Here is a 26,818-nt window from a genome sequence, read left to right on the forward strand (position 1 = left end):
CGGAATTTGGATCCCAACCCAAGCGCCGAGCCATTTCCCGCTGAGTCAGCGTTTGCAACTATTTAGGCGCCAATAGGTAAAAACTTTCGCTATAATTGAAAGAATCGAAACATTATGTTATGAACGATTTGCGGCGATCAGTGCTGTTTTGCCTTTAATTCCTTAGTGCCGCGCGAATTAATCTACATCCAATTGGTGCTTGCATGGACGTTTATGACGTTACACTGCGCCAAGACATCGATCCACCTTTTGGTGCCTTTAGCCTGCCGCATTGGGCGCAGGGCCAAGAAGTGCGCGCTCGGGACATTTCGAAGGACCGAAACTGGGCGCGGTTGTCGTTTGGCGTTCGAATTGGAAGACCGCTTCCGGCGGCACATCGTTGTGTCCCGGATGACCCGGCTTCGGATGCGATTGATGCGACAAAGGAAGAACGCGCTGCTTCCCTTCACCGGCAAATTAGGATCGGTGGGTCGGACCCAAACGCGGTTGCGGATGCCATAAAAACGCTCTCGTCAAAGGGCTTGATTACTGAAATACGCCCGGTTCGGGCGCAGGTCTTCCAGCGTTCCCCGTCAAAGGACCCAGCTGCGGCGGTAACCGGAAAACCTGGCAGTTGGGCGCTTGAGGCCATTGATGCCGATGTCGCACTGGGAAAGATGCCCGGTGATCCAGATATCCGTGTCGCCGTGCTCGACAGTGGTATTTCACGCGACCATAAGGAGTTTCGCGGCAAGGTCAGCGGTGGCTACGACTTTGTCACGCTTGGGGCAGAGGACTGGTCGCATCCCGGAATGGGTACCCTGATTGGCGATATCCGGCATCGCGATTCAAACTGGGATGACGATGGTGGCCATGGCAGCCATGTGGCAGGCACCATTGGCGCACTGGGCCTTGATATGCCGGTGGGAGCCGCCGGGCTATGTTCGCTTATGGCTTACCGCGTGTTGGGCACCGCGATTGAGAATGGCTCGAAAGTTGGGGTCGGAACGCCCGGCGATATAGATGCAGCTGTGAAGGAAGCGACTGACAGGGGGGCACATGTCATTAACCTGTCGCTTGGGTTGGGTGCCTCATCCGGGTTGGCCCCGCATGCCCGGGTGATTCGATACGCGCGGATGCGCAATGTCGTGACAGTCGCGGCGTCTGGCAATCACGGTACCAACAGCCCGGTGTATCCCGGTGCGGTTCCTGGGGTGATCACGGTTGGTGCAATCGATCCGTTTGGGCGCGTGACGGCTTTTTCCGGCTGGGGTCCGCATCTGGATATCACGGCACCGGGCTCGTCGATCTACTCTGCCGATCTGGACAACGGATACCGGTTCCGTGACGGAACTTCACACGCCGCGCCTTTCGTCAGCGCCACGGCCGCCCTAATTATTTCTCTCGGGCGTGCTCGGCACGTCACCTTTAAGGAAAGCACAATCCGGAGGTTGATCCGTGACAACGCACGGACCGAGGGTCGCCCCACCGATCCGCGGCGGGGGGCAGGTGTCCTCAACATGGCACGGGCACTCGAGGCAGCCGGGAACCTGATTGATAACCATCGACGGGACCGTGAGGCCCCCGAACCGCCCTGGCCGTTCGGCTTTGGGCCAAGTGAAATTGCCGCAAGCAACATGCGCTCTTAACTGGGTGAAAGGATTTACATATGGCCTACAGACCTTCCCATATCAGAAAGCAAATGGCGGCAAACCAACGGAAAAAAGAAGTCGACAAAGTCGAGGCCACCATCCTGTCTGACGTAGCGCAGATCAAGAAAGATCTTGATGACAATGAATACGGTACGCCGGTCCGCGTCCGCGTCCTGATCATGGACGACGTCGCGGACGGCGCGCTGCGGCGCAAGGTGATGACAGCCGCGCGCGAGGGGGTCAGATTTGAAAACGCGCAAGGATTTCTGATCGAAGAACCAAATATCGTGGCAAGCATTGCGTTTGAATTGATGGAGGGTAAGACCTACGCGGAATTGATGAAGGAACCTGACGCCGCCATGGCCAAACGCGCGGCCGGCATCTTCAAACGGGACCGCGATTATTATTTCAAGGACATTATCGCTGATACGCTCGAAGCGCGAGGTATTCGCGCCGAGGCCAAAACGATTGATCAGGTGTTTAACACACTCGAGGCGTCCGGCGTCGGTCCGGGCGATGCCGGTTTCAAAGGCGAGGTACTGGATGCGCTTGGGCGCGAGAACGACTATGTCCCATCTGATCTGACCAAGCCTGTTACACCAGGAGAAGTGAAGAAAATGGTCGCCAAGGTTGTCTCTCTGAAAGCAGGTCGGGCCGAAGAGATCGCAGATGAGCTAATCGCTGCGGGGATCAACAACCCGCTGGTGATCCAGAGCCGCGCAATTCAGGCGGCGTTGCCGTCAACCACTTATCACAGGTTCTTGACGATCACGAAGAACGCGATTTCGGCAAATGGCGGGGCATCCTTTCTGGCAAGCTACGGGTTCGATGAACTTGCCGGTGCAGCCGTGTATTCGGTACTGGCCTCAGAGGCCAAACCAGCTGAGGTCGATCGTGAAACACTGCGGGCGGGTGTTGAAGAGTTCTTTCGTCAACATCAGGCTGATCTGTACAAGGATCAGATCGCAGTGGTCTTTGCTGCACGCTACATCGAGGCTGATACCAACCGGATCAACGCCGCGTACATGTTACTGACCGAGCGGAATGTGCCGCTCAACGATCCGGATTTCGCAGAAAAGCTAGTTGAAAGTCTACCTGAGCTGCGAATGTACGAAAGCTATGAACCTCTGTTCTCAACCCTTCGCGACGACGGGTTGTCCGCGCCGGTCGAAGATTTTGGCGGGCCTTTGCCTCCGGGACTGAAGCGCTCGGCGATTTCGTTGCTGAGCGACCTGAACGTTGACCCGAACGCACCCGATAATGACTGGGCGCGGGCGGCATTGTCCATTGCCGGGGCTGGGGGTGGCTTTGGCGGTGGCGGCATCTCTTTCGGGGGGTTGATCGGCGGGCTGGCTTCGCCGCCCGGATTGCCGCCAGTCCGTATGCGAAGGTTCGAGGATGAATTCACAGCCGGGATCGACGCCGATCGAATCCGCACCATGGCCAAAGCCTACTACATCTATCAGTTCGACCGCCTTGGTATAATCGACATGGTCGAGGAACTGGTCGCGCGGCAACACAGCTTTACCTACGACCTTGGCAATTCACCCGCAAATGCGTTGCTGTCGCATTACCGGCAGGTCTATCGCATCGTTTATCCGGCAGCCGAAGACCGGCGGCGCACCTTCTCGATGGTCTTCGAGGAAGGTTCACGCGGAGAAGCTGCCCGTAACCTGCTGGGCGCCATCGGCGAGGCGGGTATCGATCTGCAACGTGTCAACAACGCCGGTGCCTACTTCAGCGAGGACAGCAATCGCGGGTATTCCTACGCTAAGTTCCGCTTTATGCGGGCTGGTTTGAATCTGCAGCGCTTCCTGTCCGATGTAGGCGGCTATCACATGCCCGACCTTGTGGAGCGGTGCTGGCACCAGATGCATTTCTGCTTCTCGATCCTCGAGCGGCCCGAAGTGCAGCAGTATTGGGGCGGCCGTTTCAATTCGGGTCTTTGGGCTGTCGTTGAAGGCCTTCTCAACGAAGCCATCGGTGATGACCGCGAGGATCGCCGGATGGTTTATGGCACTCAGCTGACCGACCGCGGCCGCACTCTGGCGGTGTACGGGTTCGATCTGTTTGCCTGGCTGGCGGATAACGCGTCCACATTGCAGACCGCGCCCGACGCGGAAATCGAACGTGGCCTTGAAATCCTGCAGAACTGGCTGGCGGCCTTCCGACGACCGGACACTGTAGGCGATTGGATCGACGACGATGATTTCTATGACGGACGCGAAGAAGCTCCGATGGATGTCGGAGACGAATATGCCGCCGAGGCCGAAGAATCGGCCTTGCAAGACGCTGACATGCTTTAAGCGCGAAAGGACATAGTCATGATGACCGAGGCTCGAACGGGCGACGCCAATCAAGCGGTTGTGGATCGTGTGCGTGCGGACCTGAAGCGCTACTTGTCAGAGAACACGACCTTCCTGTCCATGTCGCGCGACAAACAGGTCGAGATGTATCGCGAGATGCTCAGCAGCGGTGTGGCGCTGGCCCAGAAAAAGGTGAAGGGGCAGGGCGGACCCGCGCGGGCTTTTGCGGCAGGCGATGATCTGGACCCAACCGGCATCAGAGATGTCCCCGGTTTAGCCGCTGAATTTATGGGGGAAATTGACTTTGTCGGCTTCGTTTCGGATTTGATCACCGGGACCTACGATTCAATCGTGGATTCCACGATCAAGCAGTCGCAAAGCATGGTCGACATGTTCAAACAACTCAGCAAACCGCTAGGCGCGATTGCACGCGACGATATTTCGTCTCTGGATGCGCAGGCGGAAATGGCAACCTCGGATCCCCTGCGGTTCACGATGGGGCCGGAGGGGGACCTGACGGATTCCAATTCGGGCATGGCGGTCGATACATCCAACGATGAAATTCAGAAGCTGATGTTCGAGGCCCGCTTGAAACTGGCCAAGGAACGCCGCTTGCAGCTGCGCGAGGTGATGTTGCAGATCAACAACCGTCTTGTCGTCACCGAAGGCGTCATCCGGGCTGGTCTGGTCTTTAACGTTCGCTCGACCGAAGTGGGGCAAGCCAAAGAAAAATCAACTGACATCCAGCAGAAAGGCGGCCAGGGCGGCGGCAGCTTCTTCGGCTTGTTTGGGGGCGGCGGTTCCAAGAAATCGACCAAGATCACTGTCTCTTCGCGGGAACTGGTCACCAATACCGAACTGAACGCGCAGATTACGGGTTTTGTTGAGGTCAAGTTCAAGAGCGATTACTTCAAGCTCGACAATTTCGCGGACCTTTTCGGTGACGAAAGCACCAAGGCTTTGATCGCCGAGAAACAGGGTGCGCAGCAGGACGCAGCGGGCCAACCGGCCTGAGGGAGCGTGAGACATGGACATGCAGAAAACCGGCAACAAGGCAGGCGCACCGCGTCCGTTTGTTCCACATCACAGCGCCGGGGACGACCCGTTTGCCGATCTGGCGAAGGCGCTACCAGCCAGGCCCGTCGTATCGGGTCAATCATCGGCAATCGCCCAGAAGATCAGTGCCTTTGCGGCTGAAACCGGCAATGGGGTCTGGCCCAACCTGCCACGCGCCGACGTTGCCGCCCGCCTTGCTGTACTTCAGGGCAAGCCGAGCAATATTCGCCAATACCGGCTGAACGTTTGTGGCCCGGCTGCGGTCATGCACTTGTTTGCGACCCGCAATTTCGAGGGTTTTGTTGACCTTGTGACTGGCCTTTACAACACTGGGTCCGGAGCCTTTGGCAGCCTGAAGGTAAAATCCGATGGTTTGGAAGCGCTGGAGCCGCTAAAATTCAAGGCCGATCCGTTTCCGCCCAGCCTGTTGCTGGATTGGATGGTGCTGGCCAGCCTGCGCCGAACCAGCAACGACGATTTCGATGGCACGCCGGAAGAGGCATGGGACGCGATCTCGTGGCCCTCGGATATGGTCGCCTGGTTGAAATCCGGCATCGGCTTCAGTTCGGTGGATGATCAGACCACGACGACATTTATTCTCAATGAAAGCGTTGATCATCTCAAGAAACTCAAGGTTACGGCGGACGATCAGCCGGTCCTGTTCATCAATGTCAGCCTGCTGCTGGAAAAAGAAGGCAAGAAGGGCAAGCAATCCGCGAAAAAGCTGTCCCAGTCTTATGTTCCGTCGCAGGGGATTCTGGGCAAAATCGGAGCCAAGGGCGCGAGCCTTGTGGCCGATCACTGGGTGCCCTTGCTGGCGCCCGTTACCGACGACACCAAACCCGTCAAAGTCTGGAGTTGGGGTGCGAACAAAGAGTTTCCACCCGCAAGCGATCCGATCTGGAAAGAGGCATATTTTGGCGCGGTGGTTGCGAAAGCATGACACAACGCCCGCATATCGCGCTTCGGCTGAAACGTGGGGCTTCGTCCCGCTTTGACCAGGATGCCGATATCGAAAGCGGGCTTGAACGACGCTGGGGCGTGGACGTCAGCGTGGACAGCAGATTGGAGGGCGAGATGTCACGATATGGGGGCGATTTTGAGGCGATGCTCGCGGATCTTGGCCCAACGTCAGCCAGCAGGGCAGGCGCCTTGAGCACCCGCACCGGAGGACAGCGCGTCGTGCGCCGCAAACGAAAGCCGCAACCCGAATTGGCCGGCGGAATGGCTTTGATGGTTGCCCGAATGCACGAGGTCTGCAAACGCGATCCCCGGATTCCGGGGGCACCGTCCACACGGACCCTGACCCGAGTTCTGTCCCATTGTCTGGATCAGGCGCAGGGACGTTCGGGCGCGTCACTGGCAGCCGAGCTTAACGGTCGGATCAAAGGCGGCGGCACGCCAACCGGAGGTGCGAGCGCGCTAGAAGCGTCGATCAACCGCGCAGCGGCGGCCATGGCACAGCCGGGATCGGCCGCGCGCGCGCAGGCATTTCCGCTTCTTGCGGCCCTGTTGCCAATGGTCAAAGGTCTTTTGCCGACGCTCATTCCGATGCTTGCACCTATGCTGGGCAATCTACTGGGCGGGCTGGCCGGCGGCAAAAGCGTCGCCAGCACCGCATCGGCGCGGCAATTGGGCCGAACCGGCGGCATTGATGTCAGTTATGGCCTGGCAGCGGACGGGACTTATAGCTCGGAACTTGCGCTGGATTCGATCGTGAAGGTCATCATGGATCTGATACCGCAACTGGCGCCTGTCTTTGCCAAGATGATCTCAGACGCTGCGCCTGGGGTCACAGGTCAAATCGTAAAAGGGCTTGTGCCCAAGCAGCAGCCCCAGCCACAGGTAATTTTACAGCCCGTTCCGGTGGCCGCTCCGGCGCCTAGCGCGGCTGCTGCTCCGGCAGCACCGGTTGCAGGGCCTGCCCCGGGTGGTGCGCCGTTGCTGGCGCAGGGTATGGATGCTTCTGCGCTTGCCGGTTTGCTGGGTGGTGCGGGTGGTAAGATCGACCCCGCGATGATCACCGGGTTGCTCAAGAATATTAAGCCCGAGCATATTACCGGCCTGATACAGGGGGTTGCCGGAAACGCAGGTGGCATCAACCAGCTGATGGGCGGGCCAGGTCATGAACTGGTCAAGTCCGTGGTCGAACGGCTGCCCATCGAGAAAATGTTCGACGGCAAAGCCTGGATACCGCAGATTAATCACGATCAGTTCGTATCGACCCTGCCGTGGGAACGGGTGCTGTCGCTGAGCGACGCCGAAGGGATGGTTGGTCAGCTGTTTGTTCCGGGCCGCAAGATGATCAAGGCGGATCGGCGCATCAAACTGGCATTGCCCAAGCAAACCATGACAGATCTGGGTGACGGCAAACTGAGCTGGATGTTTGCGACAGATCGCCCGGCGAAAATACCTGTCTCAGTCACAGCAGGCCCCGAGCGTCTGGACAGCCCGTTTCTGGACATTCGCGTATCCTGCGACGGCACCCCGAAAACCGGTCTGAAACGATGTGTCTTCCGACTTGCGCCGTTGGAGGCAGGGGCCAGTGCGTCTTCGATGATTGAAATCGAACCAGAAGTTCTGACCGCGGCTTCCCGGCATTCGGGTAAGATCTGTGTCTCCGTGCGGCTGGTGCAGAAGAACGGAAAAGGCGCCGAGGCCAGTTTTGTTGGCAATGAAATCCGCCTGTGCGCCCATACAAGCGCGCCACACCGGCTGTTTCTGATTGGGGCAGCACCTGCGCGGATGTCTGACACGTTTGATGACATACCAGCGCTGAAAAGACACATACCGATGGACGCACGCGCCAACGCCACTCATGTCAGCTATGGCACGCGCTTTGTGGCAGCGGGCGCGGTTGCTGGTCTGGCCCGTCATTCACCACTCACAGGAGCGCCGGGCGGTGCAGGAGATCACTTGTCAGGCGCACTGGAGATAACGCCTTCGGGGTTTGCCGATCTTGCGCGCCGCCTGTCGCCCGATACGGTCACGGCGGATGTCTTGGCTGCAATCGATGCGGCGATGTCCATGGACCCGGCATTGCGGATGCAGCTTGGCGCTGATGCGGTTGAACGTTTGCCGGCGGGCAACCAACCGCTGATGGTCGAAACAGTGCTGCAGGCAGCACCGGCCTATCTGGTTTCCTTCGATGACGTCGATGAAAACGGCAACCCGGCGCGTCGGATAGTACGAAAGATCGATGTGCCGATTCCAGCCGGGATCAGGATCAATGACTAAACTGCCGCGCCTGTCGGACACGCTTGCAGCCATGCTGGAAGATGCGGACCCCGGCGCGCCGGGGCTCCGCTTGGAAGAAGTGCGGCTGCGGTTGCCGATGGAGCTTTCGGCGCGACGCGACGCAGGGACGCTTCAGTTGAACAGTGCGCCGACGGATCAACATTATCGCACCAGCTTCATGCCAGTGCTTCATCAGTTCAGGGTCAATATCCGCTATTCGGATGCGACCCCACAAGAGGAGGATCCCGGCGATTGAATGGCGACCGCTCATCCTGGGACCTTCGGGAATTCGTCGAAAGCCTCGCCGACGAACTGGAGAGGGTGCATCAGGTCGCGCGCGTGAAGGCGATGCAGCGCAAGCGGCTTTATACGGTCGAGGATATGGGGCTGTCGCTCAATGTATTTGCCGAATACGACGGCGATCGCGTCCGGTTTCGCACCGCCAAACCGGGGGAAGAGGGCGCCTCGAAGATGGATCTCAAACTGGGGTCGATCACCGACAAGATTGTGGCCGAGACGACCACCGACGAGGCGCTTGCTCCCAGAACCCCGATCGAAGGAGTCGAGAAGGCCGCCATCAAACCGGACGAAGCGAAGCGGCTGAAACGGTATGGCGTGGATTCGAAGGAGGACGTGAACCGGCTGGCACGCAGAGGTGTTCGGGTAGACGGTGTGGATTTTGTGGATCTTGCGCGCCGGATGGAACAGGCGAGCGCACCGCGCCGTCGTCCTCGGCCCGAACGTGTGGTTCGGTTTCGCAAGGGTCTTGGCCTCAGCCTTGCGGTGTTTGGCGCCGATCTGGACGAGGTCGATCTGGAAAGCGTCAGGCTGGACGGGCGTTTGGCCCGGGCAAAGTCCACTGGACGCATGATGACTGTGGAAAATGTGCCCGACGGGGTGCGCGAGTTGGAATTCAGGACGCTCGGGCACGAGCGGCTGCGGCTGAAACTGACCTGAATGGGAGGGACCTGAGATGACACGTTACACAAACGGATTGTTTGGCAGAACTCATGGGCCGGACCCGTTGGAGGCTTTCGACTCGCTTTACAAGAGAGAGAAAACCGACCGTCTCATGGGGCGCTATGGGACCCGGCGTCCTGCTTTGAAAATGCCCGAACCTCGGGCGGAAAACGCTGCTCTGGCTGCAGAGCAAGGCGCGCCTGCTCCTACGGCACGCGTCTTTCTGAAGGAACGCGTGATCAAAAGCTGGGATAGTGATCTACCAGTCCCCGAACCGTTGAAAGAGGTGCCGCCGGAACCGCCTCAACAGGCAGAGCCATCAGCAGAGGTTCCTGAGGCAGCAATACCCGCCGAACCCGTTGCTCCCGAAGCAGCGCCGCCCGCTGATGAAGAAGTTCCACTCGTCGAAGCAGGTAGCTTCTCGGTTCAGGACGTTGGTACGATGCCCGAAGATGCCGATCTTACGGACGATGTCGATCACATCGTCGAACCGCGGCGCCCGGCCAGCGAGGACGCAATGCGTGACGCGGCGGTCGATGACTTTCTGTCCATGATCGACAAGTACTACAAACCCGCGCCGCCGCCCAAACAGGACGACGTGATCGAAGGTGAGGTTGTCGATCCGGTCGACGTGGTAGCGGACGTCGTCGAAATGAGTGACAAGGAAACGAAAAAAGAAATTCTGCCCGACGTCACGCCGATCTCATTGCCAGCCGTCGTATCGGACGTGGCGATTCAAGAGGGCATTTCGCGCAGCACCGACACAATTGCCGCCATAGGTCTTGGGCTTGCGGTCTTCCAGGAATTCAAGGCCGAATTCACCAAGGGCGATGTCTCGGTCTCAGCCACTCCGTCGCGATACATCCACCCCAATACGCAGCCGGACAGCAAGTTCCAAGAAGTCGTGACCGATTTCATCTTCCACGCTTATCACCCGCGTGTCGGAATTTCCGATCAGAAGTTCAAGATCCGGATTCGAACCGAAATCGACGGCCACGATATCCGCCACGCAAAGATAAGCCTTGTCGCGTCCGAGTCCGATGACCTGATTGCGTCTTCGTTCAGCGTGAATTTCACAGCCACGGCGCACAGTCTTCCAAAAGAAGCCATGTGCAAAATCAGATATGATTTCTCGGGTAACTGGGATCCGAAAGGCACGGGGGACTACGACTTTAACGGTATGATCGACTTGTGGGCTGACGGCTCGGTTCATATCGAGCAGATGGTGTCCGAATTCGACAGTCCGACATTCAGCAGCAAGAAAATCAAGGCCGTCCGCATCGTGTCGCTAAAGCAGGTGTCGGTCAAGAAACTGCCGGGCAAGATCCGGTCTACGCGCAATCACACAATTCTCTTTGAAAAGCCAAAGCAATCGACCCTGTCGGACGATCAGGCGCGCGCCCTGAAGACATTTGTCGACGGAATACCAAAGGGCGATATCTCGCTGGTGCGGGCAGGACGGGTGCCAATTGTTGTCGATGGCTTTGCGTCAACCAAGGGATCGGTTTCTGACAACCAGCAACTTGCCCGCGAACGGCGGGATACCGTGGTCAGCTTCCTGAATGATCATATCGGATCGGGAGCTGTCTTCACCGGCAAATCACACGGCGAGCTCGATGTGAATGGACCTGACGACGAGGAATCCGCCGAACATCGCAAGGTGACGGTGCGCATATTCACGTTCAAGGATGAATGAGTTTTGGCGCAATATTCGGAACGCGCCAAGTCGTATTGGCGATCACTATTACCGGGACTGTTGCATTAATCGTCGCCTTTAGGGATTTTTGTATTTTTGAGGTTTCTCATGCCGCGTAGATCGGTATTCAAACACCACCGCTTCCCGCGCGACATCATTCTCTGCGCGGTTCGTTGGTACCTGCGGTATCCGCTTTCATACCAAGATGTTGTCGATTTGCCCTCCGAGCGCGGCGCCGAAGTTGATCGCTCGACCGTGTTCTGCTGGGTCCAGAAGTTTAGCCCGGAACTGACCAAACGAACAGAGAAGCACTTACGCCGCGCCAGTGTAGACTGGCATGTGGACGAGGCCTACGCTTATCGACGTGTCATCCGCAAAATCAACCACCGATACGATCCGCATTTCGACGGCATCAGGCATATTGATCGACAGTGGCGGAACAATTTGGTCGAAAGTGACCATGCAGCGATGCCAATGGCGACGACATCCCGGATCTAATTACGGCGAGCGGCGGGCAGGCCATGTCTATAACGGTAATGGGGACGGAACATTCCAACCGTTTGAGTGTGGGTTTGTAAACTATGGCTTCTGCCTGATTGAGTTCGCAGACATCAAGGGTGATGGCAGTTTGGACCTGCTGACCACGCTGCGATTCAGGGTCAGGGTGCATTTCTCCAAGCCCTCGGCAACAGGCAAGTTTGTTTTGGGGCTAGGCGAATTCTCAACTCTCGAGCGCCTTGATAAAGGCACCTGGCAGCGGCACTACAAAGATGGCAACATCGTTCTTTTTGACGCAAGTGGACAGCAAACGGCGACCTAAGACCCGCAGGGCAACCGCAAAGAATACGCCTATGATGCCGATGGGCGTCTGGCGACCATCACCGGCCAGGTCGGCGGCGTCACGAGCTTCACCAATGAGGTACAGGGGCGTTTGGTGTCGACAACCAACCAGAATGGCAATGTCACCAGTTACAGCCATGACGGTATGGGGAATTTCGAAGGGCCACCTTGCCTGATGGTTCCAGCGTTGCAAACCAGGTGGATTCGTCTCTGGGCTTGATAGATGGATTGGGAGGCGCTGCAACCAGTCCTCTGGTCTTTGTTAAGCCCGAAGATCGGGTCACGACGGTCACCGACCGCAACGGACAGACCACCGAGTTAATTGTCAACCAGTTCGGCTCTGTCATTCAGACAACCAATCCTCTGGGCCGCGTCACAAAGATCGAGCGGGATGATCAGAATCTCGCCGTCCGGGTCGAGCAGTCCAACGATGCGGCGCCCTGCGGCGTGCGCGTGGACACGATCACCTATGACAGTGTCGGCACAATGTCGAGACGATGACGGAACCCGTCGGTAGCCCGGCAGAGCGCACCACCACCTACTCTTACGAGCCTACCGACAACAAGGTCGCGACCATGACCGACGGGGGCGGGTTCACAATGTCTATACCTATGACGGGTTCGGGGAAGTGGCCGGTATGACCAACGCCGAAGGCGGTTTGCGGGCTTACACCTATACCCCTGAGGGCAAGCTTGCGACCCGAACGGATGAGAACGGCAACATAATATCTTTCACTAATAATACCGACCAGAACCTCGCCTCCACCACCTATGCGGACGGCTCAGTCACGCAGATGACCTATGATGTCACAGGTAACACCACCGTCATTGCAGAAGCTGTAGGCAACCCCCACCGAGCGGCAGGTACGCCGCAGCTATGATGGGTTCAACCCTGTGCTGTCGGTCGAAGTCACCGGTGCGGGCGGCTCTAATATCGGTGGCATAACCCAGTACACCTATCTGCCCGTTGGTAACTTAGAACCCGTGACCGACCAGACAGGTCTTTTCACCAGCATGACCTATGACGCGCGCAAACGCGTGGCCACCACCACCACAGATGGCACCGTCGGGCCGCAGCCGCAGGTCACCCTGACCTACAGCTACGACCTCCTCGACCGCCGCACGGGGATGGAGGAAAGCCTTGGCGGGGGCACATCTTATGTCTGGGATGCCCCGGGGATCGGCTGACCGATCTGACCTCGTCCTGGGGCAGCACCTACAATTTCGGCTATGACGATGAAGGCCGCCGCACCGCGTTGACCTCCACCAGCGGCCGGGCGACCACCTATGGCTATACCAGGCCTGCTCTCGGCACTGACCCGTGCGCAGTCCGGGGTGACGCTGACCGATCTGGAGTACACTTACGACCCCGTCGGCCAGCTGACGGCGACCCTCAACCGCCTCGATCCGGCGCAGTCGAAACACATCTCCTTTGACGACCTCAATCGTCTGGTGTTGGTCCGCCAGGGCATTCTGCCCATCGACGGCGGCGTGCCGGTGCCAATCGAGGATTACCAGTATGATCGGGAGGGCAACCGCACCGCGTCCACCGGCTCCTATGGGTACAAGAGTAATGCACATAACCATCTGCTCGAGGATGACGCACAGTACAGGCGGTAAAGCGCAAGTCGCCGAGTGTATTGCTGCAATTCGAAGATTTTGCACAGCAACATGCGGCACCCCTGCTTGCGCGGTATCGCGATCGGCTCCGTACATTCAATGATGATATTCAGGGCACGGCGGCGGTAGCGGCGGGCACTTTGCTGGCTGCCTCAAATGTCACCGGCATTCCGTTAAAGGACGCTACCATCGCGTTTCTTGGAGCGGGATCAGCGGGAGTGGGTATCGCTGAGCATCTGGTTCAACTCATGGTCCGCCAAGGATTACCCGAGACCGAGGCACGCGCGCGCATCTACATGGTGGACCGGAACGGTTTGTTAACCAATGCGATGACAGACCTCCTGCCCTTCCAAACGCAAAATGTTCAACCTCTCACCAAAGTGGGGAGCTGGTCCGATGGCAAAATTTTACTGCTGGATGTGATTAACCAGGCCAAACCCAACATTTTAATTGGTGTCAGCGGTCAGGCAGGCTTGTTCTCTGAAGGGATCATTCGGGCGAAGGCGGCCCACACAGATCATCCTGTCGTATTGCCGCTGTCGAACCCGACATCGCGAATTGAGGCCGTACCTGCGGATATTATCCGCTGGTCAGATGGTCATGCATTGGTCGCCACCGGAAGCCCGTTTGATCCCGTCGTCTGCAACGGTAAGACGCATCATGTCGCGCAGTGCATCAACTCCTACATTTTCCCAGGTAAGGGATTAGGTGTGCTGGCGGCAGGCGCGCGCCGCGTCACTGACGGAATGTTCATGGCCGCCGCCGAAGCGTTGGCCACGTTGTTACCTGCGGAGCCTGATCGCACAGCCAGCCTGCTGCCCAACGTGGGGGACATTCGCGGGGTCAGTAAAGCTATCGCATTTGCCGTTGGTCAACAGGCGCAGTTGGATGGGGTTGTGCCCGAATCCACGGGGGATGATTTGAAGGTGGCGATAAATGCGAAGTTCTGGACCCCGCACTATGATGAGATTGCCTGAAGCAGGTCCGGGTTGGAGTGACCGGAAGGCTTCTCATTGCGCATTCAAAACTCACTGAATCCATTCAGGAAATGAGAACTGGCATCTGAGCATGGTTCTGATTACGACGGCTACGCCGCCTCTCGCCTGAGCGGCTTTTGAATCGCAGCACAAAGGGCACCCATCAGCAGGACCGCAGAGGCCACGACAAGGCTATCTCCAATTTCTCCGGTTAAGTCGCCGATGATACCAGCCCCGATAGGTCCCAATGTCTGTGAAATGGCGAAAACAACTGTGAAAAAGCTTATGGTTGCACCCCAATCCTGCTGATCCACGTTCTGACGGACAAAGCTGGTGACTGCAGTGGGTGGCATAAAGACCGACAGTCCGAACACCAGTGCCGACAAAATCAATCCATATCCGGATGGAACCAAGATTGGCAGGGCTGATCCAAATGCGACCCCGGTAAGGATCAGCGCCAACGGCGTTCCGGATGAAAAGCGCGCCAAGACCCCGCGCCAAACAAAAGGAGACGCCATAATACTGACCCCAAGAACCATCCATGTTGCGGTGGTCAACAGAACACTGGAATGCTGCTCTTTCATCCAGACCGAGATGAAAGTGACGTATACAATGTAACCCAATCCGAACAGCGCATACCCACCGAGTTGGCCAAGCATTCTGCGCACCGGTGGGATGGAAGGCAGTGCGGCGTCGTGCTCGGTTTCGTTCAGTTGTGTGGAAGCCCAAACCGAAAATGGGCAGATGACCAGGGCCGCCAACCCGACCCCGATCCACGCCCAGTCCCAATATTGTGGCCCGAATACGTCCAACATACTCGGAAGGGTTGCGCCACATAGTGCGATACCAAATCCACCGCCACCGCCAAAGTATAGGGCGATGGCCAACGCATTCTTTCGGGCGCTGCTCTGGAACAGCGATGCTGCCAGTACCCCGCCTGACACAAAGGAAAGAGCACCAAACAATCCCACCAATGTACGACAGGCAGTTTGAAACACGAGGCTCTCATCAAACCCGGTCGCCAAAAGGCACAGTGCGGTCGCCACAGTTCCGCTTGCAAACAACCGCGACGGAGAAAAATGCCGGATCAGTAAAAGCGTTAGAATCGAACCCACTATGTAGCCAATCGAATTGGCAGTATTGAGCCAACCGGATTGAGTGAGGCTCCAGCCAAGGCTACTTTTCATTGATGGCAGGATTAGTCCGTATGCAAAGCGACCAAAAGCGTTGGATATGCTGACGCCAAGCGCAAGGCCCAGCAAAATGAGCCACGGGTTGGTAGGTTTTGCGGCTGCCATGAACATCCTTCCAGGTTGAACCACACCGTGCCTCAAGGCACCTGACTGTGCAATCCCAACTGTTCGGGCGCGGATATTTTCGGTATGGCTTGCGCGGTTTAAGACGGCGTATTTACAACAAGTTGCGGTTCGACTTCCAATGCCACTTTCTGCGCTGAAGGGTTGATTTGAGCGCCTCAACGTCCACGCGAGCCGGGATCCGGCCGATGCGACATAACATACGGCGACAGCTTTGAGATCTTAGCGGACGTAAGCAGGTTGGCTGAATGAATGAGATCCTCAGTTCCGATGCCCGTCGTCGCCGTTTTTTACCTCAGGGCAGCATTTCGCATTAGTGACCTGATCGTCTACGTTGTCACAGCACCTGCGCAGCACCGCTTTCTTTCGCTGCCATCCGCTTCAACGCCATCCGGTCCAATTTGCCTCCCATGGTCAACGGTAACGCATTAACTACCCGAACCACATCCGGCGCCTTGTATCCGATCTGTTTCCGCGCGAAGTCGATGATATCTCCGGGGCGCACCGGTTTCGCCCCTTCGACCAAGCTCACAAATCCCCAAACATCTTCACCGTGCATCTCGTCTCGCACCCCTACCGCCACTGCCGCTGCAACGGCGGCGTGCGCTGTCAGTACATCTTCCACCTCTGCCGGACTGATGTTCGAGCCGTCATGCACGATGATCTGTTTTCGCCGCCCCCGGAACCAGAAATAGCCATCCTCATCTCGTCGCATCAAATCGCCTGTATCGAGCCAGCCATCCCGAAACGCCGCCGCTGTCGCACCTGGGTCCTCCCAATACCCCGTCATCATAGTCGGGCTCTTTACCCAGTGCCGGCCGTCCACTCCTATGGGCACCTCTACCCCGGCCTCATCACGAAGCGCCGAGACATAGCCTGGATTGTTCAATCCAATGGAACCGACTTTCTCAACTCCTCCATGGGTGTTCGAATGTGACGTCCCCATTTCCGTCATCCCATAAAACGCCCCGATGGGCACACCTGCCAACGCACCAAACGCGTCGACCAGTGTCTGCGAGGGTTTGTCGCCACCTGCCATCATCGTTCTTAGTGAACCAAAGTCTTCGCGCACTGCACCGTGCCCCGTTACCAATGCAGCCAATGGCGCGGGCAATATTTGCGCCACTGTTGGCTTTGTCTGTCGCAGGAGCCCCAGGAGTTCGTCGGGCGAAAACTGCCGCACTACGTTCGTTCTGGCACCGGCCCAAAGCCCTGCAAACGTCAGCCGCAACCCGGCGGTATGGGAAATCCACGACGCCGGAAGCACCACATCCCCGGGTCCTAGTTCCAACCCCTGAGCATTGCTTGCCACCATTGACCCCATGCTGGCATGGCTATGTGTCACGCCCTTCGGCTTGCCTGTGGTCCCGGAAGTAAAAAATATAAACGCCGGGGCGTCAGCCTCAATCGTCGGCAGTGCCCCCGCAGCCTCACCGTCCATCAGGTCCTCCAAGGCGAGCGCCCCGTCCACTTCGCCTGCATAGGATATCAACCCCAAAGGCAGTCGCCCTATGCCTGGCACCGCGGCCACATCCTTGGCGCGTTCGCCATGCACCAACAGCGCCGCCGGCGCCGCCAATCGCAGCGCATGGTCTATATCCGCAGCCGTGTAGCGATAGTTGAGCGGCATCGCTACCAAACCGGCCCGCATACAGGCCAGATAATGGATCACCAACACGGCCCGGTTTGGCATAATCGAAGCTATTCGGTCCCCCGGATTAAGCCCCAGGCTCAGGTATCGAATTGCCAGCCGCGTACAGGCGGTATCCAGCTCCTGCCAGGTCAAAGCCCCGTCCAACGCGTAAAGCGCAACCGCCTTGGGATCCGCCGACAATCCCCGGCTAAAAAGGTTCGTTAAATCCGCATGAGCGGCCAGCGGCGACCCGGTTACCGACATGCTTTTCTCCCCAATTCAACCGGCGTCCGAGGTTGCCTCCAACTTTCCTCAGTGAAAAGGCAACGAGCGGAATCCAACCACTCAATCGGCTGGTCGGTGGATCGAGCATACTGCATTGCTATCCACTTCCAATAGGGAGCGGCAGGAACGTCTACAGAATGCGAATTTGCCCAATACGTGGTTCGAGTTGTTACCAAAGCCCCCTCAGGCTGAGAATCTTTTCTGTTGATTTGATCGCGCAATGTCATTCGATAGGGTGGCTGCCCAGGCCGATGGTAGAGTCTTGGCGCAGGCAGTAACCACTAGTTCAAAACAGATTTTGGCTTCCAACACCTCTGTGACAGAGCCAATCGCAACTCTCTTGGTTTTGCGAATCCGGCTTTCGTGAATAGGATGTGCCCAGTTCTTTTTTGAAAAATTGTATTGGAGTAATGGCATGGCAACAGAGCGCTGGACCGTCGGATCATATCTTGCAAAAAGGTTGCAAGAAGCTGGAATTGCGGATTATTTTGTGGTTCCCGGCGATTACAATTTGGTGTTGCTGGATGAGTTGCTTGGCAATCGGAATCTGCGGATGATCAGTTGCTGTAACGAACTCAACGCAGGTTACGCAGCAGACGGATATGCCCGCGCAACAGGGGGGCCGTCCGCAGCTGTCGTCACTTATTCGGTTGGAGGGTTGAGCCTTTTGAATGCCGTCGCAGGCGCCTATGCCGAAGATCTTCCATTGATCGCGATTTCCGGTGGGCCAAACACAAATTCAGAAGCCGAGTGGGAATACCTGCACCACACGCTTGGCAAGGTTGATTACGATTACCAGCATGAGATGTTCGCCCGCGTCACCGCAGAGGCTGTCACGATTCATCATCCGTCCCTTGCCCCTGTGGCAATCGACAGGGCGATAGACACCGCAATGCTTCGACGCAAACCGGTCTATATCGAAATCGCCTCGAACATTGCAAATGCGCCTACGTCCGCGCCTGTATCGCGCAGTTTCGCCAGGCAGTCCAGCAGTGATCCGAACACATTAGCGACTGCGGTCGCACAAGTTTCTGACTTCCTGAACGCGGCAGAGCGGCCAGTACTTGTCGCGGGAAGCAAAGTGCGCGCGGGTCAGGCCGAACGCCCCTTGCGTAGTCTTGCCGTGGCCTGCGAATACGCCCAGGCATCAATGCCCAACGCCAAGAGTTTTCTGTCTGAAACAAACGAAAGTTTCATGGGGATTTATTGGGGGCCGGTCAGCACGCCGGGCTGCGGGGAAATTGTCGATGCTGCGGACGGGCTGCTGTTTGTCGGCCCTGTTTTCACGGATTACACCACGACGGGTCATCAACTTGGTTTTGATCCCGGCAAGGCGGTTATGGTGCATCCAACGTCCATACAGTTGGGTGACACACATTTCAGCAATGTCCGCATGGATGAATTTCTGGATGCGCTAACTGACAAACTTACGCCGAACAGCGGTGCTGTTACGGCCTTTGAACGTGTCAGAACCGAACAAATCCCGCCCACGCCCGGTGAAGCCGAAACCCCGGTGACGGTTCGCCAACTATTCGCCCGTGTGCAGAAGATGTTGGATGAGGATACCACGTTACTCGTGGAGACGGGTGATTCATGGTTCAACGGTATTGAGACGAACTTGCCCGACGGTACGCGTTTCGAGATACAGATGCAGTATGGATCCATTGGCTGGTCTGTCGGTGCGTCGCTGGGATACGCGCTAGGCAATAAGAAACGCCGGTTGATTTCATGCATTGGCGACGGTTCCTTCCAACTGACTGCCCAAGAGATTTCAACCATGATCCGGTATAACGCCAAGCCGATTATTTTCCTCATCAACAACGGCGGCTACACGATCGAAGTTGAAATCCACGATGGCCCTTATAACACCATAAAGAATTGGGATTATGCTGGTTTGATTGACGTGTTTAGCGCCGGTGAGGGTAACGCCTGGGGATGCAAGGTGAAATCAGAAGGCGAGTTGGACAAGGCCGTTAAAACAGCTCTGGATCATGACGGTCTTTGCCTGATCGAAGTTCTGATCGATCGGGATGACTGCAACGTCAACCTGTTGCGGTGGGGCAATCAGGTCGCGCGAAACAACGGTCGGCCCAATCGATGCAGATAGTGTAGGATCTGTTGCACACTGTTGGCCATTGACGCTCCCGCCAACAACGGGTGAATGCCTTTCAGTTTTATCAAGTTGAAAGTCAGTTCATGATTTCTTTCAAAGGTGTGCAATATCCTAGGGAAGTGATCCAATTTGCGGTGCTTTTCTATGTCAGATACGGCGTGTCATACCGGGATTTGGAAGAGATTGCGGGTGAAAGAGGTGTATCGGTCGATCAAACACGCTGAACCGCTGGGTGACACGGTATTCTGGCGCGATCGCGGAAGTGGCGTGTCGTCGCAAGGGGCCATGCGACCGTTCTTGAAGAATGGGTGAAACTTTTACCCGACTTAAACGGACGTAGGTCATCTCTATCTAGTTGTCGACAAACACGGCAAAACGCTTGATTTCATGCTTACGCAGCGCCGAAATAAGCCAGCGGCTACGAAGTTCTTTGCTCGGATGATTGAGATCAACAGTCTTCCCAGAAAGATTGTAATCGATAAGAGTGGTGCCAATACAGTTGGGATCAAAGCTATCAAAAAGATGCTGAAAGGCTTCGGTTGCCCGGTCCCGATCGAGATTGTGAGGCGGAAAAACCTAAATAATATCGCGGAACAAGATCACGGGTTCATCAAAAGACGAACCCGCCCGATGCTCGGCTTCATGCCCTTTGTCTCTGTGTCTGCAACTCTTTCAGGTTCCGAAGTCGCTCACATGATCCGCAGATGTCAATTCACTTCCAGGATCTGCCCTTTCAGACAATTCGCCGGACGGGCCGCCTGAACCATCGGCACAAAAGTGACTTTCCAAACAGACACAAACTTTGCAACAGAACCGTTTCAGATAGGTGGTTTTGAGCCCATTCCCAGTTGAGTAGAGTTTTGTCGGTGCATTTGTCAATTAAGGTGTAAACCGGACATAGGTCGTACTGGTGACTTAAGGCAGGTTAGCGGGTCAAAATTGATAGGGTGAATGGCTACTGCTCCAAGCACCGCCGCTATGTGCCAAAATTCAGGAGTCTAAATCTGTTTTTTAGAAGAGCCTCCCCACACAAGTTACCACGATTAGCCTGGATCTGGCCAAGAACGTTTTTCCGATTTTTTGAATTGCCAAGAGCGACAGCACTGTCGTTAGCTCGCGCAACAGGAAAGGAACAACTTTAGCAAGGCCCGGGAGATGATGGCTCAAAAGTCAGCCGCCAAGACCAGGACACCCCGTCGATTGGCTCGGGCAGCATAGTCCGCAAAGCTGTTAGGGACCCGGTTTGCGGAACTCTTCAGGGTCAGCGGTCAAAACTGCGCAAACAGGCCGGACACATGACTGCTTTTGACAAGCGCACAAGTCAGATCAAAATGGACTCGCCTTGCAGGAGTCATCCACACCAAATTCTCGCGGCAAGATCTGACATTCAATGTGAAGTCTTAGACAACATCGATCGCGTAGTTCGGAAGATTGATTGCTGCCGGAATCGGCACAAAGATCGGCGCTGAACACCACCCAATATAACCCTGTTGAAAGCCTTTCGCCCTATTGGCTTCAGCGATCAACGTCCTCTTATTCACTGGTTCACACCTTGCTTTAGCAAGAACTGGTTCTTAAAATTCTTCAGCCCCGGCATGACGTCGGCGTTACCGATATCGTCGCTTGCGTGGATTTCCTGTTCAAGAAATTCCTTTAATGCGTTGCCATCGTCGCTGACCAGTTCAATGATTAGATCGTAGCGCCCTGCGACCCATAGAATGAAGACGACCCGAGGGTTCTTTTCAAGACGTTCGGCCACCTGGCGTGGGGTCACGCCAACAGCCACATTCAACCCTATCATCGCATCGGTGGTGTATTCCGTAGCCACCGGATCCGACATCGCGACGATCCGCAACATGTTGTTGTCCCGCAGACCGCTAACCCTGTTGCGGATGGTTCCTTCGGACACATTCAACTGCTGCGCAATCTCAGAAAAGGCCATCCGGCCATCTTGCTGCAATAGCCGGATGATCTGTTGGTTCAAGTCATCCTTTGGAGATCTGATGCTCTGTGCGGTGGCGCGCACGTTTGATTGCTTTTTGACTGCCATATACCCGATGCTCGATTGCTGCATTCGTAGCTGAGACTAGGTGAGGACACCGAAATCCGCAATTCTTCCCTAAGAATTCTGTGGCAGGAAGTGCAGAAAACGACATCCTTCGCCCTCGACACCGCAGTTTCCAAGGACCGTGACGCGGGCCTATCGCCAAATTTTCTGCAAAATCCCGCTGGAATTGCGGCCCTCGCAATCCACACGATCACGTTATTCGAAATTCGCACCGCCGTGCCGCTTTTTGACCAGATTTTTTCTGATTCTTACCCGAGACTTCAAAATAGTCGCGAAAAACGAAGGAAAGTAAGGCTCGGGATGCGATATTCGTAGTCGCAAATTCAAAACCCGGCGCAGCGGGATAGAGCCTGCAAGCAGGGCGACCGCGGGAAACGGTAAAAACCATGCGCCTGTCGTTGGACCGACGGGTACAGGTGGCAGTGTCGAAGGGAGGACAAATGACAATTGCCGAGGAAAGAGCGCAGGCCGTTGGCGGGCTTCAGCACGGGCTGACTGCCGGGGCGTATCGCAGCGAAGAGTTCTGGCAGCGGGAATGCCAGACTGTCCTGGCCAAAAATTGGGTATTCATCGGGTTTGCGCATCAGATGGCTAACCCCGGCGATGCTCATCCGGTCACATGCGCAAACCTGCCACTGCTGGCGGTGCGCGGTCATGATGGCGACATCCAGGTGTTTCACAACGTTTGTCTGCATCGCTGCATGACATTGGTCGACAAGCCCAAGAACGTCGGCAAGCTGATCCGCTGCCCGTATCATGCCTGGGCTTACGATCTGGATGGACGCCTGCGAGCGGCACCGCATTTTGCCGGAACCGGAAAGCAGGAGTTCGACGGGTTTGACATCAAAAAGCACCGGCTGAAGCCCGTGCGCACCCATGTCTGGCATGATTGGATTTTCGTCAATCTTGATGGGAATGCGCCGGATTTCGAAGACTATGCCGCGCCTTTGATCAACCGACTGGAGGGGATGGATTTCACCAGAGTGGAACCAATTGGCCTGCTCGACTTTGGTGAGATTGGCACCAACTGGAAGCTGATCATGGAGAACTTTATCGAGCCCTACCACGTCCAGTTTGTCCATGCCTCAACCACCGATCAGCCGTTGGAAAACCACTATACCCTCATCGATGGCAACTGCATCGGCAGCGCCGTGGATCTGAACGAAGAATTGGGCACATCCGGCAGTCTGGGTGTCAGCTCTCGCTACCTGACGCTGTACCCCAATTTCATTCTGGGCCGCTATTTCCCGGATCAGCTGGGTGTCTATCTGAACGTGCCCATCGGTGCCGGAAAAATGCGCCAGTACCGAGCACTTTACACAACAGAAGGCCAGGAACTGAGCGCCCAGGAAATAGAAGCCCTCAGAAACCTATGGTGGGATGTCCACAAGGAAGATCACGAGATGGTTGAGCGCATGTTTGAGGGCCGCAAATCCCCGGTCGCCGAGGATGGGGGGCTGTTGTCACCTGCCTGGGAGGACAGCGTCCGCGCCTTTCAGGATCTGATCGAGCGCGACGTGGCTGGTGCTTAAGCAAGAAGGAACAATATCGATGAACACGTCCACATCCAAAGGGTTTCGTCTGGCCCATACGATGATGCGGGTCACAGACATGGAGAAGTCACTGGACTTCTATTGCGGAATTCTGGGTATGGAAGTGCAGCGGCGCACGGATTACCCCGAAGGCAAATTCACCAACACGTTTATCGGCTATGGGCCTGAGGCCGAATTCCCCACGCTGGAGCTGACCGCCAATTGGGATCAGGGCACGCCCTATGACAAAGGCAACGGCTGGGGTCACATCTGCATCGAAACGCCAGACGTTTATGCCGCGTGCGAACAGCTGGCAGCGGCGGGGGTAAACATCACCCGCCCACCGGGGCCAATGAAAAACGGCACAAGGGTCATCGCCTTTTGCGAAGACCCTGACGGTTACAAGGTCGAGTTAAACGAATCCATACTGAAACACCTGGCACAGGAAGGCTGACCAAATGGGTGACACACCTCAACTTTTCAAATTCGATCTGGTTCAAAATCGTTACGACTCGATGGTCGACAGCGACACCTACATCAAACCGATGGTGACCAGTGAATTCAGTAAGTCCATGTGCGGCGGTATCAACGTCCTGAACAACATCAAGGTGCCGTGGGATCTGACCTGCGACGAGATCATTTATTGCCTTGAGGGTACGTTCCGACTGGTTTGCGATGGCAAAAGCTATGTTTGTAATCGCGGTGACGTGCTGTTTGTCCCGAAGGACAACCACATTTCCTACGAGTCGGACGGCAAATGCGTGATCTTCTATGCCGCCTACCCTCACAACTGGAAACAGCTTGCCGGAATCACGGAGGTTCCGGGCATCGACCCTGACGATTTTGTCCCCGGCTGAACGCCTTTTTTCGCTGAGCGACAGAACAACCGAAACAAGCACCAACACTGAGGGGTCACCCTCGGTGAACCAAATCTGATTGCCATTCGATGGGAGGACGCCGAATGCCCAAGGATAATGCCAGCACCCGCATCTACTACGAGACATTCCAAGAAGCTGTCGAACGTAACCGCCCGCGTATCGCAGAGGTACGGCAACGTCTGGAAGAGGCCGGAGTCAAATATGTGATGGCCGCTTGGATTGACCTGCACGGTATTCCAAAAACCAAACCCGTACCGATGAGTGATTTGGAACCGCTATGCCTTGGGAAAGGCCCGCAATTCGCGGTGCATTCGATTTCGTACGTGCCCGAGCTAAGCCCCGCCGACAGCGATCAGGTAGTGGTTCCGGATCTCGATGCCGTCTACGTCTGTCCATGGGACACATCGATGGCGATCATCTTCTCGGATCTCTACTGGGAAGACGCTCCTTACAACGTTTGTCCGCGTCAGGCCTTGAAACGCGCCATGCACGAGGCCGCGCTGGAAGGGTACACCGGTTACGCCGGGGTAGAACCCGAGTTTATCGTGATGAAATATGACGACACCGGGCAACCGGTTAAGGCATTTGACGATGACCCTGCAGATGGGCTTCGTCCGCGTCGTCAGGCATTTGGCTATGACGTTGAGTATTCCATCGACTCGATGCCATTCCTAAAAACCCTGATCGACATCATCGAAGGTCTGGGCTGGAACCTGCATGACGTGGTGGCAGAGGGTGCGTACTCCCAGTTTGAGCTTGATTTCCACTACACCAACCTGCTGGAGATGTCCGACCGGTTGGCTTTTCTGCGCATCACGTTGAAAGAGGTGGCCAAGCAGCATGGGCTGTTTGTGACCTTCATGCCAAAGCCAACTGTGGGGGACTGGCGGTCCGGGGCGCATATCAACCTGTCGATGCAGCATGAAAGTCGCCCTGGCGAAAACGTTTTTGAGACACCCGATGGCAACTGGAGCGACGAAAGCCGCTGGGCCGTTGGCGGGCTGATGCAGCACGCCGAAGCAATCACGGCGATCACCTGTCCGACGGTGAATTCCTACAACGGTCTGGTGCCACGCGTTGGCGGTTTTGAAGGCGGCACCGTCACCTGGGCCCCGACCAATATCACATATGGCTTCAACAATCGCTCGGCCCAGTTCCGCCTGCCACAGAGCCGCCATTGCATCGAAAACCGTGCCTGCGACATGACCATGAACGTCTATCTGGCAATGGCGATGCATCTGAGCTGTAGTGTGAAGGGGATCAAAGAAAAGACCGACCCGGGCGAACCAACAGATTTTGATCTCTATTCAAAGACCGAAGCTGAACTTGCCGAACTCGGAATCCGCCGATTGCCGCGAACGCTGTTTAACGCGATTGAGGCTTTGCGCGGCGATGCCATGGCGGAACATGTAATGGGCCCGGTGATGCGTAATTCTTATCTCGATTACAAGAACGACGAGTGGGAGCGGTATCACCAATCGGTCACCGATTGGGAAGTGCAGGAATATCTGCGGCTCTACTAAGCCAGGAAAGGAACAGGTGGTGCCGGATTTTGAGATTTACGAGCTTGGCGACTTTCCGCTTTTGTCGGGCGAAGTATTGAAGGATGCCAAGCTTGCCTATCAGACCTACGGCACAATGTCGGCCGCCCGTGACAATGTCGTCGTCCTGCCCACGTTTTACACAGGCACTAATTCCCGTAACGAGGGGTTCTTTGGCCCGGGTCGCGCGATTGATCCATGCCGCCATTTTATCGTCAGCCCGAACCTGTTCGGCAATGGTCGTTCGTCGTCGCCATCGAATGCGCCTGCGCTGCAGGACGGCCCGCGTTTTCCCTTGGTGCAGATGTGGGACAACATCACGGCCCAGCATCGGTTGATCCATGATCACCTGGGAATCGAGAAAATCGTCCTTGTCGCTGGCTGGTCAATGGCGGGCTGCCAATCCTACCAGTGGGCGGCGCAATACCCGGACATGGTGCAGGCGATCCTGCCTTTCTGCGCCTCGGCCAAAACCTCACCGCATAATTTTGTCTTCCTCGAAGGGGTCAAAGCCGCCCTTTGTGCGGATCAGAATTGGAACGGCGGTGATTATGACAGCCCACCCGAGGCCGGGCTTAGCGCCTTTGGCCGGGTTTATGCAGGCTGGGCCTTCTCTCAGACCTTCTATCGCGAGGGGCTATATCGGCAGCTGGGATTTCAATCCATTGAAGAACTGATGCAAGATTGGGAGCAGGACCATGTGCAGGGCTGGGATGCCAACAACTTACTGGCAAAGCTTGCCACTTGGCAGGCAGGCGACATCTCTGCCGGGCCGCTTTACAATGAAGATTTTGAACTGGCGCTAGGTGCCATCAAGGCTCGTGCCATTCTGATGCCCTGTACTCAGGATCTATATTTCCCTCCCGAGGACAATGAAATTGAGGCCCACCACATACCTCGCGCCATCTTCCGCCCTTACAATTCCCCTTGGGGCCATTGCGCTGCCAACCCAGGCAATGACAAAGGTTTCGCTGCGCAGCTGGATGCCAATATTCGGGAACTTTTAGAAAGGTAACACTTGCTGAATAACTTCGGGATCTTCCGCATTCACTGATTTTCAATACTTTCATTCATGTGAGGGGCGGCAATACGGCAACTGGCACGCAAACATGGTCGTTTTGGTATAGATC

At 56.4% G+C, this 26,818-nt stretch carries 25 protein-coding genes and 2 pseudogenes; 24 read left to right on the forward strand and 3 right to left on the reverse strand.

Going from position 1 to position 26,818, the window contains the following annotated elements; all coding sequences use genetic code 11:
• Nucleotides 1-203: 203 nt before the first annotated feature.
• The 17 genes and pseudogenes from DS906_RS02390 to maeA all read left to right on the forward strand — a co-directional run bounded on the left by DS906_RS02390 (nucleotide 204) and on the right by maeA (nucleotide 14,322).
• A complete protein-coding gene (locus tag DS906_RS02390) occupies nucleotides 204-1,628 on the forward strand; it encodes a S8 family serine peptidase (protein WP_113788662.1) in 1,425 nt (474 codons plus the stop codon).
• A gap of 53 nt (nucleotides 1,629-1,681) precedes the next feature.
• Nucleotides 1,682-3,937, forward strand: coding sequence for a hypothetical protein (locus DS906_RS02395; protein ID WP_113788663.1), 2,256 nt, complete (start codon nucleotides 1,682-1,684; stop codon nucleotides 3,935-3,937).
• Nucleotides 3,938-3,958: 21 nt separating this feature from the next.
• Nucleotides 3,959-4,951 carry a hypothetical protein gene (locus tag DS906_RS02400; protein WP_147235146.1) on the forward strand — a complete coding sequence of 331 codons (993 nt, stop codon included), beginning with the start codon at nucleotides 3,959-3,961 and terminating at the stop codon, nucleotides 4,949-4,951.
• Nucleotides 4,952-4,964: 13 nt separating this feature from the next.
• Nucleotides 4,965-5,936, forward strand: a complete 972-nt coding sequence (locus DS906_RS02405) for a hypothetical protein (protein ID WP_113788665.1) — start codon at nucleotides 4,965-4,967, stop codon at nucleotides 5,934-5,936.
• Nucleotides 5,933-8,230, forward strand: a complete 2,298-nt coding sequence (locus tag DS906_RS02410) for a hypothetical protein (protein ID WP_113788666.1) — start codon at nucleotides 5,933-5,935, stop codon at nucleotides 8,228-8,230. Before DS906_RS02405 ends, DS906_RS02410 begins: the two co-directional genes overlap by 4 nt.
• Nucleotides 8,223-8,486, forward strand: a complete 264-nt coding sequence (locus tag DS906_RS02415; RefSeq protein WP_113788667.1) for a hypothetical protein — start codon at nucleotides 8,223-8,225, stop codon at nucleotides 8,484-8,486. Before DS906_RS02410 ends, DS906_RS02415 begins: the two co-directional genes overlap by 8 nt.
• Nucleotides 8,483-9,187 (forward strand): hypothetical protein, encoded by a 705-nt coding sequence (locus DS906_RS02420; protein WP_113788668.1) that lies wholly within the window; start codon nucleotides 8,483-8,485, stop codon nucleotides 9,185-9,187. The genes DS906_RS02415 and DS906_RS02420 overlap by 4 nt, the downstream gene beginning before the upstream one ends.
• 16 nt (nucleotides 9,188-9,203) lie before the next feature.
• The gene (locus tag DS906_RS02425; RefSeq protein WP_113788669.1) at nucleotides 9,204-10,886 is read left to right on the forward strand and encodes an OmpA family protein; all 1,683 of its coding nucleotides are present in this window, start codon (nucleotides 9,204-9,206) and stop codon (nucleotides 10,884-10,886) included.
• A gap of 108 nt (nucleotides 10,887-10,994) precedes the next feature.
• Entirely contained in the window at nucleotides 10,995-11,384 is a 390-nt protein-coding gene (locus tag DS906_RS22685; RefSeq protein WP_369933965.1) for a hypothetical protein, read from the forward strand.
• 130 nt (nucleotides 11,385-11,514) lie between these two features.
• Nucleotides 11,515-11,706, forward strand: a complete 192-nt coding sequence (locus DS906_RS22690) for a hypothetical protein (RefSeq protein ID WP_158541270.1) — start codon at nucleotides 11,515-11,517, stop codon at nucleotides 11,704-11,706.
• Between the two features lie 114 nt (nucleotides 11,707-11,820).
• Nucleotides 11,821-11,946 carry a hypothetical protein gene (locus DS906_RS22695; RefSeq protein WP_158541271.1) on the forward strand — a complete coding sequence of 42 codons (126 nt, stop codon included), beginning with the start codon at nucleotides 11,821-11,823 and terminating at the stop codon, nucleotides 11,944-11,946.
• The gene (locus DS906_RS02440; RefSeq protein WP_158541272.1) at nucleotides 11,925-12,227 is read left to right on the forward strand and encodes a hypothetical protein; all 303 of its coding nucleotides are present in this window, start codon (nucleotides 11,925-11,927) and stop codon (nucleotides 12,225-12,227) included. Before DS906_RS22695 ends, DS906_RS02440 begins: the two co-directional genes overlap by 22 nt.
• 121 nt (nucleotides 12,228-12,348) lie before the next feature.
• A pseudogene (locus DS906_RS22700) lies at nucleotides 12,349-12,447 on the forward strand (hypothetical protein); the annotation flags it as partial.
• A gap of 3 nt (nucleotides 12,448-12,450) precedes the next feature.
• Nucleotides 12,451-12,606 (forward strand): hypothetical protein, encoded by a 156-nt coding sequence (locus DS906_RS22705; protein ID WP_369933979.1) that lies wholly within the window; start codon nucleotides 12,451-12,453, stop codon nucleotides 12,604-12,606.
• Between the two features lie 13 nt (nucleotides 12,607-12,619).
• On the forward strand, nucleotides 12,620-12,913 hold the full coding sequence (locus tag DS906_RS02450; RefSeq protein ID WP_113788672.1) for a hypothetical protein: 294 nt from the start codon (nucleotides 12,620-12,622) through the stop codon (nucleotides 12,911-12,913).
• Nucleotides 12,914-13,012: 99 nt separating this feature from the next.
• Entirely contained in the window at nucleotides 13,013-13,345 is a 333-nt protein-coding gene (locus tag DS906_RS02455) for a hypothetical protein (RefSeq protein ID WP_113788673.1), read from the forward strand.
• A 20-nt stretch (nucleotides 13,346-13,365) separates the two neighbouring features.
• Nucleotides 13,366-14,322, forward strand: a complete 957-nt coding sequence (gene maeA, locus DS906_RS02460; RefSeq protein ID WP_113788674.1) for an oxaloacetate-decarboxylating malate dehydrogenase — start codon at nucleotides 13,366-13,368, stop codon at nucleotides 14,320-14,322.
• Nucleotides 14,323-14,432: 110 nt separating this feature from the next.
• On the opposite strand, the gene DS906_RS02465 is transcribed toward maeA, so the two are convergent.
• Nucleotides 14,433-15,620 carry a YbfB/YjiJ family MFS transporter gene (locus tag DS906_RS02465; RefSeq protein WP_233494658.1) on the reverse strand — a complete coding sequence of 396 codons (1,188 nt, stop codon included), beginning with the start codon at nucleotides 15,618-15,620 and terminating at the stop codon, nucleotides 14,433-14,435.
• Nucleotides 15,621-15,975: 355 nt separating this feature from the next.
• Nucleotides 15,976-17,535, reverse strand: coding sequence for a class I adenylate-forming enzyme family protein (locus DS906_RS02470; protein ID WP_113788676.1), 1,560 nt, complete (start codon nucleotides 17,533-17,535; stop codon nucleotides 15,976-15,978).
• 436 nt (nucleotides 17,536-17,971) lie between these two features.
• Here DS906_RS02470 and DS906_RS02475 point away from each other — a divergent pair, with 436 nt between their 5' ends.
• Complete coding sequence (locus DS906_RS02475) at nucleotides 17,972-19,663, forward strand: thiamine pyrophosphate-binding protein (protein WP_113788677.1); 1,692 nt, start codon at nucleotides 17,972-17,974, stop codon at nucleotides 19,661-19,663.
• Nucleotides 19,664-19,752: 89 nt separating this feature from the next.
• Nucleotides 19,753-20,431, forward strand: a pseudogene (locus tag DS906_RS02480) (IS6 family transposase).
• Nucleotides 20,432-21,206: 775 nt separating this feature from the next.
• Here DS906_RS02480 and DS906_RS02490 read toward each other — a convergent pair.
• The gene (locus DS906_RS02490; protein WP_233494659.1) at nucleotides 21,207-21,743 is read right to left on the reverse strand and encodes an Lrp/AsnC family transcriptional regulator; all 537 of its coding nucleotides are present in this window, start codon (nucleotides 21,741-21,743) and stop codon (nucleotides 21,207-21,209) included.
• Nucleotides 21,744-22,177: 434 nt separating this feature from the next.
• On the opposite strand from DS906_RS02490, the gene DS906_RS02495 reads away from it, so the two are divergent.
• From DS906_RS02495 to DS906_RS02515, 5 genes are all read left to right on the forward strand, one after another.
• Nucleotides 22,178-23,269 (forward strand): aromatic ring-hydroxylating dioxygenase subunit alpha, encoded by a 1,092-nt coding sequence (locus DS906_RS02495; RefSeq protein ID WP_113788678.1) that lies wholly within the window; start codon nucleotides 22,178-22,180, stop codon nucleotides 23,267-23,269.
• Nucleotides 23,270-23,288: 19 nt separating this feature from the next.
• Nucleotides 23,289-23,723, forward strand: coding sequence for a lactoylglutathione lyase (gloA, locus tag DS906_RS02500; protein ID WP_113788679.1), 435 nt, complete (start codon nucleotides 23,289-23,291; stop codon nucleotides 23,721-23,723).
• A 4-nt stretch (nucleotides 23,724-23,727) separates the two neighbouring features.
• Nucleotides 23,728-24,126, forward strand: a complete 399-nt coding sequence (locus DS906_RS02505; protein WP_113788680.1) for an AraC family ligand binding domain-containing protein — start codon at nucleotides 23,728-23,730, stop codon at nucleotides 24,124-24,126.
• 104 nt (nucleotides 24,127-24,230) lie between these two features.
• Nucleotides 24,231-25,670, forward strand: a complete 1,440-nt coding sequence (locus tag DS906_RS02510) for a glutamine synthetase family protein (RefSeq protein ID WP_113788681.1) — start codon at nucleotides 24,231-24,233, stop codon at nucleotides 25,668-25,670.
• Nucleotides 25,671-25,689: 19 nt separating this feature from the next.
• Nucleotides 25,690-26,703: an alpha/beta fold hydrolase gene (locus DS906_RS02515; protein ID WP_113788705.1), complete on the forward strand. Its 1,014-nt coding sequence runs from the start codon at nucleotides 25,690-25,692 to the stop codon at nucleotides 26,701-26,703.
• Nucleotides 26,704-26,818: the final 115 nt, after the last annotated feature.

This window comes from Ruegeria sp. A3M17, from assembly GCF_003318255.1.
In the GTDB taxonomy this organism is placed as follows: Bacteria; Pseudomonadota; Alphaproteobacteria; order Rhodobacterales; family Rhodobacteraceae; genus Ruegeria.

Bases quoted from the DNA above. Each gene is read 5' to 3' on its own strand.
- DS906_RS02405 (WP_113788665.1), top strand. From the start codon at position 4,965: ATGGACATGCAGAAAACCGGCAACAAGGCAGGCGCACCGCGTCCGTTT.
- DS906_RS02415 (WP_113788667.1), top strand. From the start codon at position 8,223: ATGACTAAACTGCCGCGCCTGTCGGACACGCTTGCAGCCATGCTGGAA.
- DS906_RS02425 (WP_113788669.1), top strand. From the start codon at position 9,204: ATGACACGTTACACAAACGGATTGTTTGGCAGAACTCATGGGCCGGAC.
- DS906_RS02410 (WP_113788666.1), top strand. From the start codon at position 5,933: ATGACACAACGCCCGCATATCGCGCTTCGGCTGAAACGTGGGGCTTCG.
- DS906_RS02455 (WP_113788673.1), top strand. From the start codon at position 13,013: ATGGCTATACCAGGCCTGCTCTCGGCACTGACCCGTGCGCAGTCCGGG.
- DS906_RS02470 (WP_113788676.1), bottom strand. From the start codon at position 17,535: ATGTCGGTAACCGGGTCGCCGCTGGCCGCTCATGCGGATTTAACGAAC.
- DS906_RS02390 (WP_113788662.1), top strand. From the start codon at position 204: ATGGACGTTTATGACGTTACACTGCGCCAAGACATCGATCCACCTTTT.
- gloA (WP_113788679.1), top strand. From the start codon at position 23,289: ATGAACACGTCCACATCCAAAGGGTTTCGTCTGGCCCATACGATGATG.
- DS906_RS02505 (WP_113788680.1), top strand. From the start codon at position 23,728: ATGGGTGACACACCTCAACTTTTCAAATTCGATCTGGTTCAAAATCGT.
- DS906_RS02400 (WP_147235146.1), top strand. From the start codon at position 3,959: ATGACCGAGGCTCGAACGGGCGACGCCAATCAAGCGGTTGTGGATCGT.
- DS906_RS02465 (WP_233494658.1), bottom strand. From the start codon at position 15,620: ATGGCAGCCGCAAAACCTACCAACCCGTGGCTCATTTTGCTGGGCCTT.
- DS906_RS02490 (WP_233494659.1), bottom strand. From the start codon at position 21,743: ATGCAGCAATCGAGCATCGGGTATATGGCAGTCAAAAAGCAATCAAAC.
- DS906_RS22685 (WP_369933965.1), top strand. From the start codon at position 10,995: ATGCCGCGTAGATCGGTATTCAAACACCACCGCTTCCCGCGCGACATC.
- DS906_RS02510 (WP_113788681.1), top strand. From the start codon at position 24,231: ATGCCCAAGGATAATGCCAGCACCCGCATCTACTACGAGACATTCCAA.
- DS906_RS02475 (WP_113788677.1), top strand. From the start codon at position 17,972: ATGGCAACAGAGCGCTGGACCGTCGGATCATATCTTGCAAAAAGGTTG.
- DS906_RS02395 (WP_113788663.1), top strand. From the start codon at position 1,682: ATGGCGGCAAACCAACGGAAAAAAGAAGTCGACAAAGTCGAGGCCACC.
- DS906_RS02495 (WP_113788678.1), top strand. From the start codon at position 22,178: ATGACAATTGCCGAGGAAAGAGCGCAGGCCGTTGGCGGGCTTCAGCAC.